Raw genomic sequence first — 16,602 nt, 5'->3', positions numbered from 1 at the left:
TTCATCTAGCGTGAAACGGGTTCGTGGCAAACCCGAACTTTGGTCGCTCTACATACCCTCGGGTCCGCGGGTGATCGCGGCCAGCCCGGTGCGCACCACCTCGACCAGCCCCAGCGGCACCATCAGCGCCACGAACTGCTCGACCTTGGAGGATTTTCCGGTGATCTCGAATACGAAGCTCTCGGTGGTCGCGTCGATCACCTGCGCCCGGAAGGCATCGGCCAGCCGCAGCGCCTCGACGCGGCTATCCCCCGACCCGGCGACCTTGACCAGCGCCAGCTCGCGCTCGATGGCGCTGCCTTCCTGGGTGAGGTCATGGACCTTGTGCACCGGCACCAGCCGCTCGAGTTGCAGCTTGATCTGCGACAGAACCTTCGGCGTTGCCACCGTCACCACCGTGATGCGCGAGCGGTGCTTGTCGTGCTCGGTCTCGCTGACGGTGAGCGAGTCGATATTGAACCCGCGCGCCGAAAACAGCCCCACAACCCGGGCCAGCACGCCGGGCTCGTTATCGACCAGCACCGTCAGGGTCCGCCGCTCCTCGGCCTCGGTCTGCGACGGCATGAAATAGACCGACCCGGTCGGCAGCAAATTTGCGTTCATGACTATTGTCCCTTTTTCAATCCCTTAACCGCGTCACCCCTGGCGAGCGCGGCACATCCCTAAACCAGCACCTTGCCGCGCTCGTCGATGATCGAACCGATATCGGCCGTATCGGGCAGGATCATCTCGTTATGCGGCTTGCCCGAGGGGATCATCGGGAAGCAGTTCTCTTCCTTGCTCACACGGCAATCGAAGATCACCGGCTTTCTGATATTGATCATCTCGTCGATCGCTGAATCGAGTTTGGCCGGATCGGAACACCTTATGCCGTGCCCGCCATAGGCTTCGGCGAGCTTGACGAAATCGGGCAGCGCGTCCGAATAGGAATGCGAATAACGCCCGCCATGCAGCAATTCCTGCCACTGGCGCACCATGCCCATATATTCGTTGTTCAGAATGAAGATCTTGACCGGCAGTTCATACTGCAGCGCCGTGCTCATCTCCTGCATGGTCATCTGCACGCTGGCCTCGCCGGCGATGTCGATGACCAGCGCGTCCGGATGCGCCACCTGCACGCCGATCGCCGCCGGCAGGCCATAGCCCATCGTTCCCAGCCCGCCCGAGGTCATCCAGCGATTGGGCTGATCGAAATGGAAATGCTGCGCCGCCCACATCTGATGCTGGCCCACTTCGGTGGTGATGTAGACGTCGCGGCCCTTGGTCGCCTCATAGAGGCGCTGGATGGCGTGCTGGGGTTTGATGATGGTGTCGGAATTGGTGAAGCCCAGCGAATTGACGCGCCGCCACTTCTCGATCTCCTTCCACCACGGCGCGATGGCCTCGGTGCGCGGCTGGTTGGTCTTGGCCCGCCAGATGCGGATCATCTCCTCCATCACCTGGTTGACGTCGCCCACGATGGGGATATCGACCATGATGTTCTTGTTGATCGAGGAAGGATCGATATCCACATGGATCTTGCGGCTGTCGGGCGAGAAGGCGTCGATGCGCCCGGTGATCCGGTCGTCGAACCGTGCGCCGAGGCAGATCATCAGGTCGCAATCATGCATGGCCATATTGGCTTCATAGGTGCCGTGCATGCCCAGCATGCCCAGCCACTGGCTGCCCGAGGCCGGATAGGCGCCCAGCCCCATCAGCGTCGAGGTGACCGGAAACCCGGTCAGTTCCGCCAACTCGCGCAAGGTCCGGCTGGCCTCGGCTCCCGAATTGATCACCCCGCCGCCGGTATAGAACACCGGCCGCTCGGCCCGCAGCATCAGGTCGACCGCGACCTTGATCGCCTCCAGATCGCCCTCGATCTGCGGCTTGTAGGTGGGATGGCTCGGCCTGGCCTGCGGCTTGTGATAGGTGCCCAGCGCGAACTGGACGTCCTTGGGAATATCGATAACAACCGGCCCCGGTCGGCCCGAGGTCGCGATATAGAAGGCCTCGTGCAGGATGCGCGGCAGGTCCTCGATCGATTTGACCAGGTAATTGTGCTTGGTGCAGTTGCGGGTGATCCCGACCGTGTCGCACTCCTGGAACGCATCCGAGCCGATCAGAGGGGTCGCGACCTGTCCCGAGATGCAGACCAGCGGAATGGAATCGAGCAGCGCGTCGGTCAGCCCGGTCACCGCATTGGTGGCCCCCGGCCCCGAGGTCACCAGCACCACGCCGCATTTGCCGGTCGATCGTGCATAGCCCTCGGCCATATGCGTCGCGCCCTGCTCGTGCCGGACGAGAACGTGCCTGACCTTGTCCTGCTGGAAGATCGCATCATAGATGGGCAGCACCGCACCGCCGGGATACCCGAACATGTGCTCCACGCCCTGATCGATCAACGCCTGGACCACCATTTCGGCGCCGGTCATCTGTTCGGCCATTTCAGCCACTCCCTGCTTCTTCGCTTCGCTCCCGCCGGAAAACGGGACTCTGGAAAATAAAAAAGGCCCCGTTTGGGACCTGGATCAGCGCACCGCAATTGGCATGAGGGTCAGTCCCTCATGTTGCGATGCGCCTGCCTACTACGAGAATAAGTGCCGTCTTCACGGGAAGTCTCCGAATTTAGCCGGTATTGGTAATCGCGGGTACGGCAAGGGTCAAGCCCAAAATCGACAGGGAGCGCGAATCGATGGCCTCGAATCAAAAGAGCCCGCGCCGGGAAAGCACGAGCCCCTTTGTTCAGCCTTGAGCCGGCGCTTAGCTGCGCGGGCAGGCATCCTTGTAGAGAGTGCCGTCGGACGCACGGTAGTAGCACTGGTTCGGCTCACCGGCGACCTGACCCACAAGCGCGCCGGCAACGCCGCCGACCACGCCGCCCACGATCGCGCCCTGGACCGATCCGGTCGTCACGCCACCGATCACCGCACCGGCACCTGCGCCAATGGCAGCGGTTTCCTGGGTGCGGGTACACGCCGAAACGGCCAGAAGGGACGTCATGGCAATACCGATAATCAAAAGTTTCTTCATTTCTCACAAGCCTCCTGCGACTTTAACTCTGGAGTTCCCTCGCGTTAAAATGCGCTTCGCCGCTTTTGGTTCCGCCGCGAGGGGCCCTTGGCCTTACATGTCTCAACCTGAAGCGAAACTGAACGCCGCTGCACTTTCTTAACCTTTTCCATTTCAGGCGCTTTTTCAAGACTCTATCTGCGCGTCCGTTGCGATAGTCGGCCTGTACCGATGGCCAGCACCTATCCGGGCATCAGGCTGACATCGGAGCGATTCGGGTGTATCGAGATCGGTCCGCCGGTATCCGGACCGCGCGGGGGCGTGGGAAGGTCATGGACGATGAACGAACGACAAGCCTTTGGGGCGGCGGGTTGGCAGGCTGAACTGCGCGCCACCTTTGTACTGGCCTGGCCGCTGATCATCGCCCAACTGGCCCAGAATGCGCTGCTGACCACCAATGTCATCATGCTCGGCTGGCTGGGGCCGGAATTTCTCGCCGCTGCGACGCTGGCCACCGCCTTCTATCACCCGCTGATGCTGCTGGGCGGCGGCATCGTCTCCGCCGTCGCGCCGCTCGCCGCCCAGGCCATCGGCGCGCGCCAGATCCGCAATGTGCGCCGCACCGTCCGCCAGGGCCTGTGGGTAACCCTCGTCGTCGCCGCGCTGCTGGTGCCGATCATCTGGCAGATCCGCCACATCCTGCTCGCCACCGGACAGACCGAACGGCTCGCCGAGATGGCCGAGAGCTATTTGCACATCTCGGTCTTCGCGCTCTTTCCGGCCATCGGCATTTTCGTCTTTCGTTCCTTCCTCTCCGCCGTGGGCACCACCACCATCATCCTCGTGGTCACGGTGATCGGCGTCGTGGTCAACGCGGCCGGCAACTATCTCCTCATCTTCGGCAATTTCGGCTTCCCGGCCATGGGGTTGCAGGGTGCAGCGACCATGTATGTCATCGTCAACCTCACCATGTTCCTGGCCTTGCTGGCCTATGTACTGACCCATCGCCGCTATCGCCGCTTCTATATCCTCGCCCGCTTCTGGCGCCCCGACTGGCCGCGCTTCCGCGAGATCTTCCGGGTCGGCACGCCGATCGGGCTCACGCTGATGGCCGAAGTGGGCATGTTCTCGGTGGCCGCCGTATTCATGGGCTGGCTGGGCACCGACGAACTGGCCGCCCATGCGGTGGCGTTGCAATGCGCCTCGCTCACCTTCATGATTCCCCTCGGCCTTGCCGCGGCCACGACGGTGCGGGTCGGCCTCGCCTTCGGGCGCGGCAACGAGCACGGCATCGCGCTCGCCGGGTGGACCTCGATGCTGCTCGGCATCGGCTTCATGGCCATCGCCTGCTTCCTGTTCGTGACCATGCCGTCGATCTTCGTGCGCCTGTTCCTTGACGCCAGCGATCCCGGCAACTCCGCCGCCCTCGGCCTCGCCAGCACCTATCTGGCCATTGCCGGCCTGTTCCAGATCGTCGATGGCGCGCAGGTCGTCGCCGTCAATGCCCTGCGTGGGCTCAGCGACACCACCATTCCCATGTGGATCGCCCTGTTCGGCTATTGGGGCGTGGGCATCCCGACCGCCTGGTTCCTGGGCGCAGAGCATCGCCTGGCCGGGGTCGGAGTGTGGATCGGCCTTGCGGTGGGGCTCACATTCTGCGCCGTGGTACTCACCAGCCGCTTTACGCTCCGCCGCCGCCTGGGGCTCACCGACCGGCGGCGCATGATCTCGGCCCATTGAGGGCGGCGGGGTTGGCTCCGCCTCAGACCAGCACGGCCTGTTCGGCCATGTCCTCGCTGCCGAACACGCGCAGGTAGCGGGCGATTTCCCTCGGATCGCCCACCGCCTTGGCCGGATTGTCCGAGAGCTTCACCGCCGGGCGCCCATTGGCGCTCGAAACCTTGATCACCAGGGAGATCGGCTTGAGCTGCGGAGTGTTCATCGGTGCGGTGCCGGCAAAATCATTGGTGAGATTGGTGCCCCAGCCAAAGCTCATCCGCACCCTGCCGTCGAAATGCCGGTAGGCCGCCTCGATGGTCTCGATGTCGAGCCCGTCGGAAAAGATCAGGAGCTTGTCGCGCGGATCGCGCCCCTGCGCCTTCCACCAGTCGATGATCTTTTCGCCCCCCGCAATGGCCGGCGCCGAATCGGGCCGGAACCCGGTCCAGTCGGCGACCCAGTCCGGCGCGTTGTCGAGGAACGAGCTGGTACCGAACGCATCGGGCAGGACGATCAGCAGATTGCCATTGTAATAGCTCTGCCAGTCCTTGAGCACCTTGTAGGGTGATTGCCGCAGCGCTTCGTCGCCCTCGGCCAGCGCGGCGGCCACCATGGGCAGCTCATGGGCATTGGTGCCCAGCGCTTCGAGATCGGTGTCCATGGCCAGAAGCACGTTGGACGTACCGGTCAGCGCATCGCCCAGCCCTTCCTTGAGCGCTTCCACGCACCAGCGCTGCCAGAGGAAGGAATGCCGCCGCCGCGTGCCGAAATCGGAGATCTTGAGGTCGGGTAACATTTTCAGCCGCTCGACCTTCTCCCACGTCTTGGCCTTGGCTCGTGCATAGAGCACGTCGAGGGCGAACCGCCCCATGCCGCGCATCGCCGCCCGCGAGCGCAATTCGTTGATGATCGCCAGGGCGGGGATTTCCCACATGGAGGTCTCGACCCATTTGCCATGGAAATGCAATTCGAACTGCCCGTCCCGGGTCGACAGCTCGTAATCGGGCAATTGAAAGCCTTCCAGCCAGGCGAGAAAATCGGGCGAGAAAATCTGCTTGGTGCCGTAAAAAGTATTACCCGCCAGCCAGATCATCTCTTTTTTCGAGAACCGCAGTGTGCGGGCATGGTCGAGTTGCTCGCGCAGCGCGCCCACATCGACCTCCTCGGCCAGCCGCACCGCCGTGGTCCGGTTGGTCAGCGAGAACGTCGCGTCCACGTCCCGGTACAGCCCCCAGATCATCTGCAGCATCAGGAGCTTGTAGAAATCGGTATCGAGCAGCGACCGGATGATCGGGTCGAGCTTGAAGGTATGGTTGAAGACGCGGCGCGCGATATCGGTCTTGGACGAGGAGCTCAACGCAGGTCCACCCCGGCTTCGCGCATGCGGGCGATCATCGCCGCGAGCGATCCGTCCACGTCGATTCCCCGGCTCGCATCGAGCAGCACCGTTGCGGCGAAGCCTTGCGCCCGCGCGTCGATGGCCGAAAACGCGACGCAGAAATCGGTCGCCAGCCCGGCCAGCGTCAGATCGGTAATTCCCCGCTCCCGCAGATAACCGGCCAGCCCGGTCGGCGTCCGGTGATCGTTCTCGAAAAAGGCCGAATAGGAATCGATCTCGCGACGGAACCCCTTGCGGATGATCAGTTCCGCCGAACTCACATAGAGCTCGGGGTGGAACTCGGCGCCCGCGCTCCCCTGGATGCAATGGTCCGGCCACAGCCGCTGCGGGCCATAGGGCATGTCGATTTCCTCATAGGCCGCCTTGCCCTTGTGCTGGCTGGCAAAGCTGGCGTGGTCGGCCGGATGCCAGTCCTGGGTGAGGATCACATGGTCGAAATCGGCCATCAGCGCATTGATCGCCGGCACCACCGCATCGCCATCGGCCACCCCCAGCGCCCCGCCGGGACAGAAATCATTCTGCACGTCGATAACGATAAGCGCCTTGCCGGCCATGTCGATCTCCCTCGCTGATGCGTGCGACCGCACCGATTCAAACCGGGCGGACTTTAAAGCCTTTGCGGCGGAAGTGGAAACCACTTTGGCTCCCTTACGCGATCCCTCTTGACCTGTGCCCCATATTTCGCAACCTCGGTCCCATGACCGACCTGCGCTCTTCCGAACTGCGCGTTGCCGCAGCCCTCTCCGAACACGCCCTGCCCGGCCGCGTGACCGTCCTCACCCAGCTTGCGACCACCGCGCAAATGGCTGCCGACGCTCTTGGCATCGACCTGGGCCGCATCGTCAAGTCGCTGGTTTTCACCGGCGGCGACGCTGGCGAGCCGGTCATGGTGCTGGTGTCCGGCGCCAATCGCGTGCATGAGCGCCGCACCGGCCGCGCCATCGGGTTCAAGCTCGAACGCGCCGATGCGGATGTGGTGCGATCCGCCACCGGTTTTGCCATTGGCGGGGTCTCCCCCTTCGGCCATCTCAAGCCCATGCCGATCTATATGGACGAGGATCTTTTCCAGTACGACACCGTCTGGGCCGCGGCCGGCGATCCGCGTTCGGTGTTCGAAATCGCCCCGCCCGACCTGCAACGCACCACCGCCGCCACCCGAATCGCGGTTACTTAGAGTGTTTCCAGGATAAGTGGGCACCACTTATCCGGTTCGGAGACGCGACAAAACAATGACTTAGAGCGCCTGATCTGATTCAGTCAGATCAGGCGCTCTAACCAACGGATCGACGAGATCCCAATCGGCGAACCGGTTGCGGAACCAGGTCGATTGCCGCTTGGCATATTGCCGCGTCGCGGTGACCGCCCGCTCGATGGCCTCCTCGCGCGTCATCCTGCCCTCCAGCATGGCGGCGATCTCCGGCACCCCGATCGCCTTCATGGCCGGAAGAGAGGGATCGAGCCCGAGCGCCAGCAATTCCTCCACCTCCGCGATCGCGCCCTTCGCCATCATCGCCACGAACCGGTCGGCGATCCGCCGGCGCAGCACCGCCCGTTCCGGCATCAGCACCAGCTTTTCCAGCCGGTAGCCCGCCAGCAACGGCGGCGCGTTTTCCCCCTGATAGGCGCTCAACGGCTTCCCCGTCGCCAGCAGCACCGACAGGGCCCGCACCACGCGCTGCGGATCGGCCACCCCGATGCGTCTCGCTGTCTCGGGATCGCGCGCCGCCAGCACCGCCGCCCGACCCGCGACATCGAGCCCCCGGATCAGACCCTCTGCTTCGGCCACATGACGGGGGTCGACGGGCGGAATCTGCGCGAATCCCTTCGTCAGCGCTTCGAAGTAAAGCCCTGTTCCGCCGACGAAAATCAGCTCCTGATTCAGAACTTCAGCCTCTTGAATCTGTTTGTTCACATCGGCCAGCCACGCCCCGGTCGAATAGCGCTCTCCCGGCGCAACATGGCCGAACAATTCATGCTGCGCCGCCGACAGTTCCCGCGCATCGGGCCTGGCCGTCAGCCGGTCGAGCACGCCATAGACCTGCATGGAATCGGCATTGACGATCCGCGCGCCCGTGCCCTGTGCCCGCGCAATGGCAAGCGCCGTCTTGCCGCTGGCGGTCGGACCCGCTATCAACACCGCGCGCTTTTTTTCGCCTCCAGCCATGGTTTTCGCGTATGTCCGTTCTCGTCCTCGTCGCCAATCCCAGTGAACCGGCGCTCTCGCACAGCCTCGTCGAGGCCATTCACCGCGACACCCATGGCGAAATCAACTGGCTGGCGCAAGGCATCGCCTGCGAGATCACCGCGCCCCGCGCCGCCGATCCGCTCGAAATCGCCCGTGACCGCATCGGCCGCCTGCCCATCGATGCGGCCCATGTGCCCCTCGCCCACCGGCGCAAGCGGCTTCTGGTCGCCGACATGGATTCCACCATGATCGAGCAGGAATGCATAGATGAATTGGCCGATTCTCTCGGTCTCAAGCCGCAGGTAGCCGAGATCACCGAACGCGCCATGCGGGGCGAGCTCGATTTCGAGGCCGCCCTCGATACCCGCGTGGCCCTGCTCAAGGGCCTCGAGCGCCGGATCGTCGAAGAAGTGCGCCGCGAGCGCATCACCCTCGCCCCGGGCGGCCGGGCGCTGATCCAGACCATGAAGGCCTATGGCGCCTATACCGCGCTCGTTTCAGGTGGCTTTACCCTCTTTGCCAACCATTTCGCCAAGCGCATCGGCTTTGACGAGGCGGTGGCCAATGTCCTTGAATTCTCCGCCGACGAAACCCTCACCGGCACGGTCGCAAAACCCATCGTCGACAAGGACACCAAGCGCAGCCGCCTGATGGCCCTCACCGCCGAAAAGGGCCTCACCCCGGCCCAGACCATGGCGGTGGGCGATGGCGCCAACGATCTCGATATGCTGCAGGCCGCCGGCCTCGGCGTCGCCATCCATGCCAAGCCCATCGTCGCCGAACAGGCTTCCGTCCGCATCGACCATGGCGATCTCACCGCCCTGCTCTATCTGCAGGGCTATTCCGACGAGGAGTTCGTGCGCTAAAAGCCGCGCACGACCGCCAGCAGCACCAGCCCCAGACCAGCCACGCCCAGCGCCACGATTCGCATCTGCCCGCTGGGCACGGTGAGCATTTGCGCGATCATCCTCTTCATCTGCTCGGGAAACGCCGCATAGAGCAGCCCCTCAAGCACGATTGCCAGCGCCAGCGCCGCAAACAAATCGCTCATCTCCAACTCCCATTCGGAAAAAATAAGGGCGCGCCCGGAAAAGGCGCGCCCTGTCACTGGATATATGTCCGGCTTACTGGACCGGAGCGGCGTCCGCCGGAGCATCCTCTGGCGTCTCGACCCCGAGGTTCTCGCTTTCGATCAGGCTTTCCAGATCCTGGACCTGGGTTTCGAGATCGACCGCACCCTCGCCCGAAACCAGAGAATCGGTTTCGAGCAAGGCATCGATATCGTCGGAGTCCACCGGCTGTTCGCTCGGCCCTTCGACCCCGATATCGATCGGCATCGCGGTGGGCGCTGAGAATTCCGGCAATTCGCCCGTCGACCCGAAATAGCGGAAGAAGCTCGAATCCGGCGACAGCACCATGGTGGTCCTGCCATCGGCCAGCGCCGTCCGATAGGCCTCCATCGAGCGGTAGAACTCGAAGAAGGACTGGTCCTGCGAATAGGCTTCGGCGAACAGGCGGTTCTGTTCGGCATCGCCCTCACCGCGGATGATCTCGCTGTCGCGATTGGCGGCCGAAACGATCTCGACGGCCTGACGGTCGGCGATGGCGCGCAGGATCTGCGCCTGTTCCTGCCCGCGGGCCCGGATCAGGGCCGCTTCGGCATTACGCTCGGCCTGCATGCGTTCGTAAGTCTGCTGAGAGACTTCCGGCGTGAGGTCGGTGACCAGCACGCGCACATCGACCACCTCAACCCCCAGTTCCACCATGTCGGTGGCCACGAGGTCTCGGGCTTCGCGCATCATCTCGGCGCGCTGCTCGGAGAGAGCAGCGTCGAATTCGCGCAGGCCGTAGACCGCACGCAGCGCCGATTCCAGACGGGTGGCGATACGCTGTTCGGCCAGTTGCAGGCTGCCCAGCACCGATTGACGGAACCGGATCGGATCGGTGATGCGATAGGTGATGAACGCGTCCACGATATAGAACTGGCCGCCCGAAACCTGCAGGCGGATGCGTTCCAGATCGTAGCGCAGGAGGCGCTTGTCGAGATATTGCACGGTCTCCACGAAGTCGGTCGGAATCTTGAAATAGACCCCCGGCTCCTGGATATCGCGAGTGATCTCGCCGAAGCGCATGACGATGGCCTGTTCGCGCTCATTGACCACGAACAGCGAGCTCAGCAGCACATAGCCCACGATGACCAGTGCGACGATGGCAATAATCAGCCTGTTCATTGCTGGTTACCTCCCACGCCCTGCGAGGGCGTTCCCGAGCTTCGCAACTCCGGCAATGGCAGATAGGGGATCACCCCCGAGCCCTGCCCGCCTTCGAGCAGCACCTTTTCGGTTCCGCCCAACACGTCTTCCATGGTTTCGAGGAAGATGCGCTGGCGCGTGACTTCCGGCGCGTTGCGATATTCGTTGTAGATGGAGACGAAACGGGCTGCCTGACCCTCGGCCTCGTTGATCACGCGGTCGCGATAGGCTGCGGCCTCTTCGCGGATCGCCGCGGCCTGGCCTCGGGCGCTGCCCAACAGGGTATTGGCATATTGCCGTGCTTCTTCCTGGAAGCGGTCCTCGTCCTGAAGAGCCCGCTGCACTTCGTCGAACGCGTCGGCCACCTCGGCCGGCGGCGCGACGTTTTCGATCGAGATGTTGGAGATCGTCACGCCCACCCCGTAGGAATCGAGGATAGTCTGGGTGATCTGCTGCACCTCGATGGCGATGCCGGCACGGTCGTCACGGAACACGTCCTGCGCCGTGCGGCGTCCCACCACTTCACGCATCGCGCTTTCCGAAGCCTGACGCACCATGTCGTCCGGGTTTCGCACATTGAAGAGATATTCACGCGGGTCGGAAATCCGCCACAGGATCGAAAAGCTCATATTGACGATGTTCTGGTCGCCCGAGAGCATCAGTCCATCGCTGGTGGCCGCATTAGTGCCTGATCCGACGCGGGTCTGGTTTTCCGTGGTCGAGGCGCGTTCGACGCGCTCGATCGGCCACCAATGGAAATGCAGGCCTGGATTGGAGAATTCGTCCTTGGGCTTGCCGAACAGCAATTCGACGCCGATTTCCTGCGGCGCGATCGTATAGATCGATTGCGAGGCCCAGAACACCAGCCCCGCCGCGATCACCCCGACGATGATCCAGCGGCTGCCGCCGGGGATGTTGCCGCCCCCGCCGAATTGCTGGCGCCCGCGCGCCAGTATGTCTTCCAGACTGGGAGTATTGTTGCCACCGCCCGGCCGACGTGGCCCGCCGCCTCCGCCACCGCCCGGCGCCTGGCCCCAAGGGCCTCCGCTGCGGGTGCGGCGACCGCCCCTATTGTCTTCCCACGGCATTTGGTCCCTTTCGGTTTGTCGTGAAAGTGCTTTTGTCCATGCCGGTTTATAGGGAACCCCAGCGCCCCGATCAATCGAAACCCGGCGCTAGATTGCCGCGCTTACGCTATGGTGAACGCCTGCGCCGCTCATACACCCGCACCACGAACCCTGCGCTGTCCCGTTCCCCCGGCACCACATCGAGTACGTCCCGCCCCTCCCAGGCCGCCGGATCGATGGCGGGGAAGAAAACATCCGCCTCGGGCGCGGCGTCCACATGGGTGATATAGAGCCGGTCCGCCAGGGGCATGGCGCGGGCATAAATCTCGCCACCGCCATTGATGAACACCTCGTCCACCCCGTCGCGCGCCGCGATCTCCCGTCCCCGTGCGATGGCCGCATCGAGATCGGCATGGACCTCCACCCCATCCGGGGCATAGCCGCTTTGCCGCGTCACGACGATATTGGCGCGGCCCGGCAGCGGCCTGCCGATACTCTCGAAGGTCTTGCGGCCCATGATGAGCGGCCGGCCCATGGTGGTGCGCTTGTAGAAGGCAAAATCACTCGGCAACCGCCAGGGCAGATCTCCCGCGCTGCCGATGGCGCCATTGCGCCCCACCGCGGCGATCATCGCGATCCTGATGCTCATGCGGTCCCCGCCAGCCTTTCGAGCTCCGCCCCGCTCACCCGGCACACCGTCCACTCCTCCTGCATCACCGCCCCCTGCGCTTTATAGAAGGCGATCGACGGCGCGTTCCAGTCCAGGACCCACCATTCGAACCGCCCCAACCCCTCGGCGATGCAGCGCCGGGCGAGATTGGCAAGCAGCGCCTTGCCGATCCCCTTCCCCCGCTGCTCGGGCTCCACATAAAGGTCTTCGAGCCAGATGCCGTGCCGCCCCTGGAAGGTCGAAAACGTATAGAACCACAGGGCGAACCCTACCGGCGCGCCGTCCCATTCGGCGATGTCGCAGAACACCCTCGGCGTTTCCCCGAACAGATGCTCGGCGATTTGCCCGGCCGTCGCCTCCACCTCATGGCCCAGCTTTTCATACTCCGCCAGCTTGCGGATGAAGCCATGGATCAGAGCCTCATCCCCCGGCGCCGCGCTGCGGATGGCCGTGGTCACGAACCCGCCCTGCGCTCAAGGAACAGCCCTTCGAAGACGGGGCGCCCCGATACCCCCCTCATACCGAGACCTTCGCCTTGATGTGCGGATGGGGATCATAGCCCACGATCTCGAAATCCTCGAAGGCGAAATCGAAGATCGAATCCCGCCTGGTCTTTATCTCCAGCCGCGGTAGCGGCCGGGGCTGGCGCGCCAACTGGGTTTCGGTCTGCTCGAAATGGTTGTGGTAGATATGGGCGTCCCCGAAGCTGTGGACGAAATCGCCCACCTCCAGCCCCGTCACCTCGGCCATCATATGGGTCAGCAGCGCATAGGAGGCGATGTTGAACGGCACCCCGAGAAAGATGTCCGCCGAGCGCTGGTAGAGCTGGCAGGAGAGCTTGCCCTCGGCGACGTAGAACTGGAACAGGCAATGGCAGGGCGGCAACGCCATCGCGTCGACTTCCGCCGGGTTCCAGGCCGAAACGATGTGCCGCCGCGAATCCGGCCGCGTCCGGATCTGCGCGACCAGATTGGCGATCTGGTCGATATGCCGCCCGTCCGGCGCCGGCCAGCTGCGCCACTGGCTGCCATAGACCGGCCCGAGATCGCCGTTCTCGTCGGCCCATTCGTCCCAGATCTTGACCCCACGCTCCTGCAGCCAGCGCACATTGGTGTCCCCGCGCAGGAACCACAGCAGCTCATAGATGATCGACCGGATATGCAGCTTCTTGGTGGTCAGCAGCGGAAAGCCCGCGCCGAGATCGAAGCGCATCTGGTAGCCGAACACCGAACGCGTGCCCGTACCGGTCCTGTCGGCCCGGTCGACACCGTTCTCCATCACATGGCGCAAAAGGTCGAGATATTGCTGCATGCCCTAGATGTAGCCTGATTCCAGGCTGGTGGAAGCGCCAATCCGATCTTTGCAGACCTTTGTATCGCCCTCAGGGCGCCAGCGTGGTGGAGAGATATTCGATCACCGCCCTGGCCTCGTCGGTCTCGGTGTTGGAGGTCACCATGATCTGGTAGAAGCGCACGGCCTCGTCATAGGTATAGGTCCGCTGCAGCACCATATTGGCCATGTGGCATTCGGTGCACACCCGCTTGGTCAGCGCTGCGTGCCGGCCGGGCGGAAAGGGCGCCGCATTGGCGTCGGCAGGATCGAGTTCCTCCTCCTCCGCTGCCGGCAGATCGGCGGTTTCGGCCTCATTGGTCTGGGCCTGTCCCTGGAAGGCATAGACCGCCGGGCCGGTTGTGAAGGCGAGAAGGGCGAGGAGCGGCAGGATGCGGGGTCTCATGCGTCTACTCCAACGGTGAACCGAAGTTTTCATACATATATTCCGGCCAGCGATCATGATGGTAGATGAACAGCTCATGGACCAGCGCCGTCAGCCTGCGCACCGCAGCCCCCTGGCTGCCGCTCTTGAGCCTGAGGCCCACCGAAACCACCGATTTATGGTTCTCGCAGACGAGATCGAACAGGTCGGGATCGACCCGGCGATGCGCGGGCAGGTCCGGTGAGGTCCGCCCCTTGAGATAGGCCCTCACCTCGCGATAATGCCGCGAGCGGGCGGGAATGTTGTGGAGCACATCCTTGAACACGATGGCGTTGCGGCCGGCATTCCAGTGCACATGCATGCGCTTGCGGTTGAGCCAGACGAAATCGAATTTGCGCTGGTCCGGCTGGGCGTTGAAGCTCTTGAAGATCCCGCGCTGGACATAGGTCTGCAAGGCGTCGGGTATGGTCATCTGTTCCATTGAGCTGTGGCCGGGGCGCAGGCCCCGGCCCTCCCCTGTCAGTGATAATAGGACATGACGCCGGGCTCGACCTTGCCCAGGAAGCCGGGTTCGTATTCGTCCCGGATCCAGAACTCGCGCTTGGCCTGGCAGTTGATGACCGAGGGCAGCCCCTCGTTCTGGGCGATGTCGTAGGCCCGTTGCAGGGCCGGCAGGAACTGGTCGGGCGAGGTCACATATTCGCCATGGGCGCCCAGCCCTTCCGCCATGCGGTCATAGCGGACGCCTTCCTGGAAGAGGTGCAATTGCGCACCGCGCGGCAGGTCGCGATTGCTGTACCAGGTGCCCCAGGAATTGTTGTTGTAGACAATATTGATGACCGGCAGGCGGTATTTGGCCTGGGTTTCGATCTCCATGCCGGTAAAGCCGAAGCCGGCGTCCCCGGTGATGCAGACGATCGGGGCGCCCTGCGCCGCCGCCTGTGCGCCCGCGCCCAGCTGCACCCCTGCGGCCACGCCGACCGCATAGGCCACGTCCGGGCCGATCGAGGCGAACTGATACGCCCCGTTGACCACCTGCCCGGGACGATGCGCCTGCAGGAAACGGCGCGTATAGCGCGCGATGCCGAAGCCGCCGGACAGCACGGTCGTCTGCTCGGGCGCCAGATCGCCATTATAGAGGAAGTCGCTCAATTCCTTGGCGATGACGGCAGGATGCACCGCTTCGGAATAGCCGCGGCCCATCTCGTAATAGGACTGGTTCTGGTCGGCGAAGGCCCGGCGCGCGGCGTCGACCTCGTTGAGCCAGGAGGTCCTTTCCGCGCTCCTTGCCCGATCGGCCAGTTCCTCCAGCGCCAGCTTCTCGCACGAGAAGATGCCCACATCGACCGGCAGGTTGCGCCCCATATCGCCCGCCTCGGGCTGGATTCGCACATAGCGAGTGTCGGGCCCGAAGGCGAATTCGCCCACGGTCGGCATGCAATACTGACCAACCAGGAATACGAGATCCGCGCTGGCCAGCGCATCGGGAGCGGCATGGGCGGAAAGGGGATGATCATGGGGGAACTTGCCCATCATGGGCCCGGATTCGACGACCGGAATATTGGCCTTTTCCGCGAACGCCTTGAGCGCATCCCACGCTTTTGCATAAAAGACGCCGGTGCTCGCCACGATCATCGGCCGCTCGGCCTGATCAAGCAGTCGCAGGGCGGCCTCGATATCGCCGGCGGCGGGAGCCGGCCGCGAATCGGTCCGGTAGCGCGCCACGCTGCCGTAATGGCCGAGATCGGCTTCCCCTTCGAACTGGTGGTTCGACACTTCGCCGGTGAAGTCGATATGGACCGGGCCGGGAATGCCCGTCTTGAGCTGGCGGAACGTGTAGCCGATATATTCGGGCAGCCTGTGCGGGGTGATCAGGCGCTTGCCGTATTTCTTGATCCCCTCGGTCAAAGGCTGCTGGTACATCACCTGGATGCCCTGCTCGGTATCGTCCTGTTCCACTCGCATGTTGCTGGCGACCAGCAGCATGGGCGTGCGGCAGGAATTAGCCGCGGCGATTCCGCTGATCATGTTGGTGAAGCCCGGACCCTCGGTGCCCGATGCGATGGCGATTTCCCCCGTCGCCCGCACGAAGGCGTCGGCCGCATGGGTCATCGACCCCTCGTTACGGCCGGAATAGGACGGGATGTTATGGTCGGCGATGGCGTGGATGACGTTGTAATTGCCCGGGCAGCAGAACATCGCCTTGACGTCCTCGAGCGCGCAGGCCCGGCCGAACAGATTGGCCCCGGTCATGGGGAACTGGATATCGGGCAGCGGTGCCTGGTCGCGATTGGCGATTTCGTCGGGAACGACGAGCCGCGCCGCCTCGTCCCCGGCCTCCTGGGCACCGGCCGCGCCGGCCAGCATGGGCGAGCTGGCCGCGGCGCCCGCGCCCACTGCGGCAAATTTCAAGAAGCTGCGCCGGGACGGATTCGCAGCGGTATTTCCCTCCTCCGGGCGTGTATCGATCGACATGGGTTCCTCCTCCACAACAGACGATCTCCTCCTGGCCCCCGATCGGGTGCCGTGACCGATGAGAGAGGCCGACTCCCGGGCGGTCAACCGCGGCCCCGGACCGAAAGGAAAGAAAAATCGGCGTCTTGGCGGC

At 63.9% G+C, this 16,602-nt stretch carries 17 protein-coding genes and 1 pseudogene; 3 read left to right on the top strand and 15 right to left on the bottom strand.

What is annotated here, in order from left to right:
* Positions 1-48: 48 nt before the first annotated feature.
* The 3 genes from ilvN to DVH29_RS02110 all read right to left on the bottom strand — a co-directional run bounded on the left by ilvN (position 49) and on the right by DVH29_RS02110 (position 3,009).
* Positions 49-603 (bottom strand): acetolactate synthase small subunit, encoded by a 555-nt coding sequence (ilvN, locus tag DVH29_RS02120; protein ID WP_114644510.1) that lies wholly within the window; start codon positions 601-603, stop codon positions 49-51.
* A 59-nt stretch (positions 604-662) separates the two neighbouring features.
* Positions 663-2,423 carry an acetolactate synthase 3 large subunit gene (locus DVH29_RS02115; RefSeq protein ID WP_114644660.1) on the bottom strand — a complete coding sequence of 587 codons (1,761 nt, stop codon included), beginning with the start codon at positions 2,421-2,423 and terminating at the stop codon, positions 663-665.
* Between the two features lie 316 nt (positions 2,424-2,739).
* Positions 2,740-3,009 carry a YMGG-like glycine zipper-containing protein gene (locus DVH29_RS02110; protein ID WP_114644509.1) on the bottom strand — a complete coding sequence of 90 codons (270 nt, stop codon included), beginning with the start codon at positions 3,007-3,009 and terminating at the stop codon, positions 2,740-2,742.
* A gap of 318 nt (positions 3,010-3,327) precedes the next feature.
* Here DVH29_RS02110 and DVH29_RS02105 point away from each other — a divergent pair, with 318 nt between their 5' ends.
* Positions 3,328-4,728: an MATE family efflux transporter gene (locus tag DVH29_RS02105; protein WP_114644508.1), complete on the top strand. Its 1,401-nt coding sequence runs from the start codon at positions 3,328-3,330 to the stop codon at positions 4,726-4,728.
* Between the two features lie 22 nt (positions 4,729-4,750).
* On the opposite strand, the gene pncB is transcribed toward DVH29_RS02105, so the two are convergent.
* Together pncB and pncA are read right to left on the bottom strand one after the other, a co-directional pair.
* On the bottom strand, positions 4,751-6,064 hold the full coding sequence (gene pncB / locus DVH29_RS02100) for a nicotinate phosphoribosyltransferase (RefSeq protein WP_114644507.1): 1,314 nt from the start codon (positions 6,062-6,064) through the stop codon (positions 4,751-4,753).
* The gene (pncA, locus tag DVH29_RS02095) at positions 6,061-6,660 is read right to left on the bottom strand and encodes a bifunctional nicotinamidase/pyrazinamidase (RefSeq protein ID WP_114644506.1); all 600 of its coding nucleotides are present in this window, start codon (positions 6,658-6,660) and stop codon (positions 6,061-6,063) included. The genes pncB and pncA overlap by 4 nt, the downstream gene beginning before the upstream one ends.
* Positions 6,661-6,803: 143 nt before the next feature.
* Here pncA and DVH29_RS02090 point away from each other — a divergent pair, with 143 nt between their 5' ends.
* Complete coding sequence (locus DVH29_RS02090; protein ID WP_114644505.1) at positions 6,804-7,280, top strand: YbaK/EbsC family protein; 477 nt, start codon at positions 6,804-6,806, stop codon at positions 7,278-7,280.
* Positions 7,281-7,340: 60 nt separating this feature from the next.
* On the opposite strand, the gene miaA is transcribed toward DVH29_RS02090, so the two are convergent.
* Positions 7,341-8,270, bottom strand: coding sequence for a tRNA (adenosine(37)-N6)-dimethylallyltransferase MiaA (gene miaA / locus DVH29_RS02085; RefSeq protein WP_114644504.1), 930 nt, complete (start codon positions 8,268-8,270; stop codon positions 7,341-7,343).
* Between the two features lie 11 nt (positions 8,271-8,281).
* On the opposite strand from miaA, the gene serB reads away from it, so the two are divergent.
* The gene (serB, locus tag DVH29_RS02080) at positions 8,282-9,157 is read left to right on the top strand and encodes a phosphoserine phosphatase SerB (protein ID WP_114644503.1); all 876 of its coding nucleotides are present in this window, start codon (positions 8,282-8,284) and stop codon (positions 9,155-9,157) included.
* Here serB and DVH29_RS02075 read toward each other — a convergent pair.
* The 9 genes and pseudogenes from DVH29_RS02075 to DVH29_RS02035 form a co-directional block, all read right to left on the bottom strand.
* Positions 9,154-9,342, bottom strand: coding sequence for a DUF2065 domain-containing protein (locus tag DVH29_RS02075; RefSeq protein WP_114644502.1), 189 nt, complete (start codon positions 9,340-9,342; stop codon positions 9,154-9,156). The two genes, serB and DVH29_RS02075, sit on opposite strands and share 4 nt — an antisense overlap.
* A 289-nt stretch (positions 9,343-9,631) precedes the next feature.
* Positions 9,632-10,522 (bottom strand): annotated as a pseudogene (gene hflC, locus DVH29_RS02070) (protease modulator HflC); the annotation flags it as partial.
* Positions 10,519-11,631 carry an FtsH protease activity modulator HflK gene (hflK, locus tag DVH29_RS02065; RefSeq protein WP_114644500.1) on the bottom strand — a complete coding sequence of 371 codons (1,113 nt, stop codon included), beginning with the start codon at positions 11,629-11,631 and terminating at the stop codon, positions 10,519-10,521. The gene hflK and the pseudogene hflC, both read right to left, overlap by 4 nt.
* A gap of 106 nt (positions 11,632-11,737) precedes the next feature.
* Complete coding sequence (locus DVH29_RS02060) at positions 11,738-12,259, bottom strand: dihydrofolate reductase (protein ID WP_114644499.1); 522 nt, start codon at positions 12,257-12,259, stop codon at positions 11,738-11,740.
* On the bottom strand, positions 12,256-12,738 hold the full coding sequence (locus tag DVH29_RS02055; protein ID WP_114644498.1) for a GNAT family N-acetyltransferase: 483 nt from the start codon (positions 12,736-12,738) through the stop codon (positions 12,256-12,258). Before DVH29_RS02055 ends, DVH29_RS02060 begins: the two co-directional genes overlap by 4 nt.
* A gap of 58 nt (positions 12,739-12,796) precedes the next feature.
* Complete coding sequence (locus DVH29_RS02050; protein ID WP_114644497.1) at positions 12,797-13,591, bottom strand: thymidylate synthase; 795 nt, start codon at positions 13,589-13,591, stop codon at positions 12,797-12,799.
* A gap of 70 nt (positions 13,592-13,661) precedes the next feature.
* Positions 13,662-14,015, bottom strand: a complete 354-nt coding sequence (locus tag DVH29_RS02045) for a hypothetical protein (RefSeq protein WP_114644496.1) — start codon at positions 14,013-14,015, stop codon at positions 13,662-13,664.
* A 4-nt stretch (positions 14,016-14,019) separates the two neighbouring features.
* Complete coding sequence (locus tag DVH29_RS02040) at positions 14,020-14,466, bottom strand: hypothetical protein (protein WP_114644495.1); 447 nt, start codon at positions 14,464-14,466, stop codon at positions 14,020-14,022.
* Positions 14,467-14,513: 47 nt separating this feature from the next.
* The gene (locus DVH29_RS02035; protein ID WP_114644494.1) at positions 14,514-16,469 is read right to left on the bottom strand and encodes a thiamine pyrophosphate-binding protein; all 1,956 of its coding nucleotides are present in this window, start codon (positions 16,467-16,469) and stop codon (positions 14,514-14,516) included.
* Between the last annotated feature and the right edge of the window lie 133 nt (positions 16,470-16,602).

The sequence above is a fragment of the Pelagibacterium lacus genome (genome assembly GCF_003345525.1).
Taxonomy (GTDB): Bacteria; Pseudomonadota; Alphaproteobacteria; order Rhizobiales; family Devosiaceae; genus Pelagibacterium; species Pelagibacterium lacus.
This window is presented reverse-complemented; position numbering and strand designations above follow the sequence as displayed.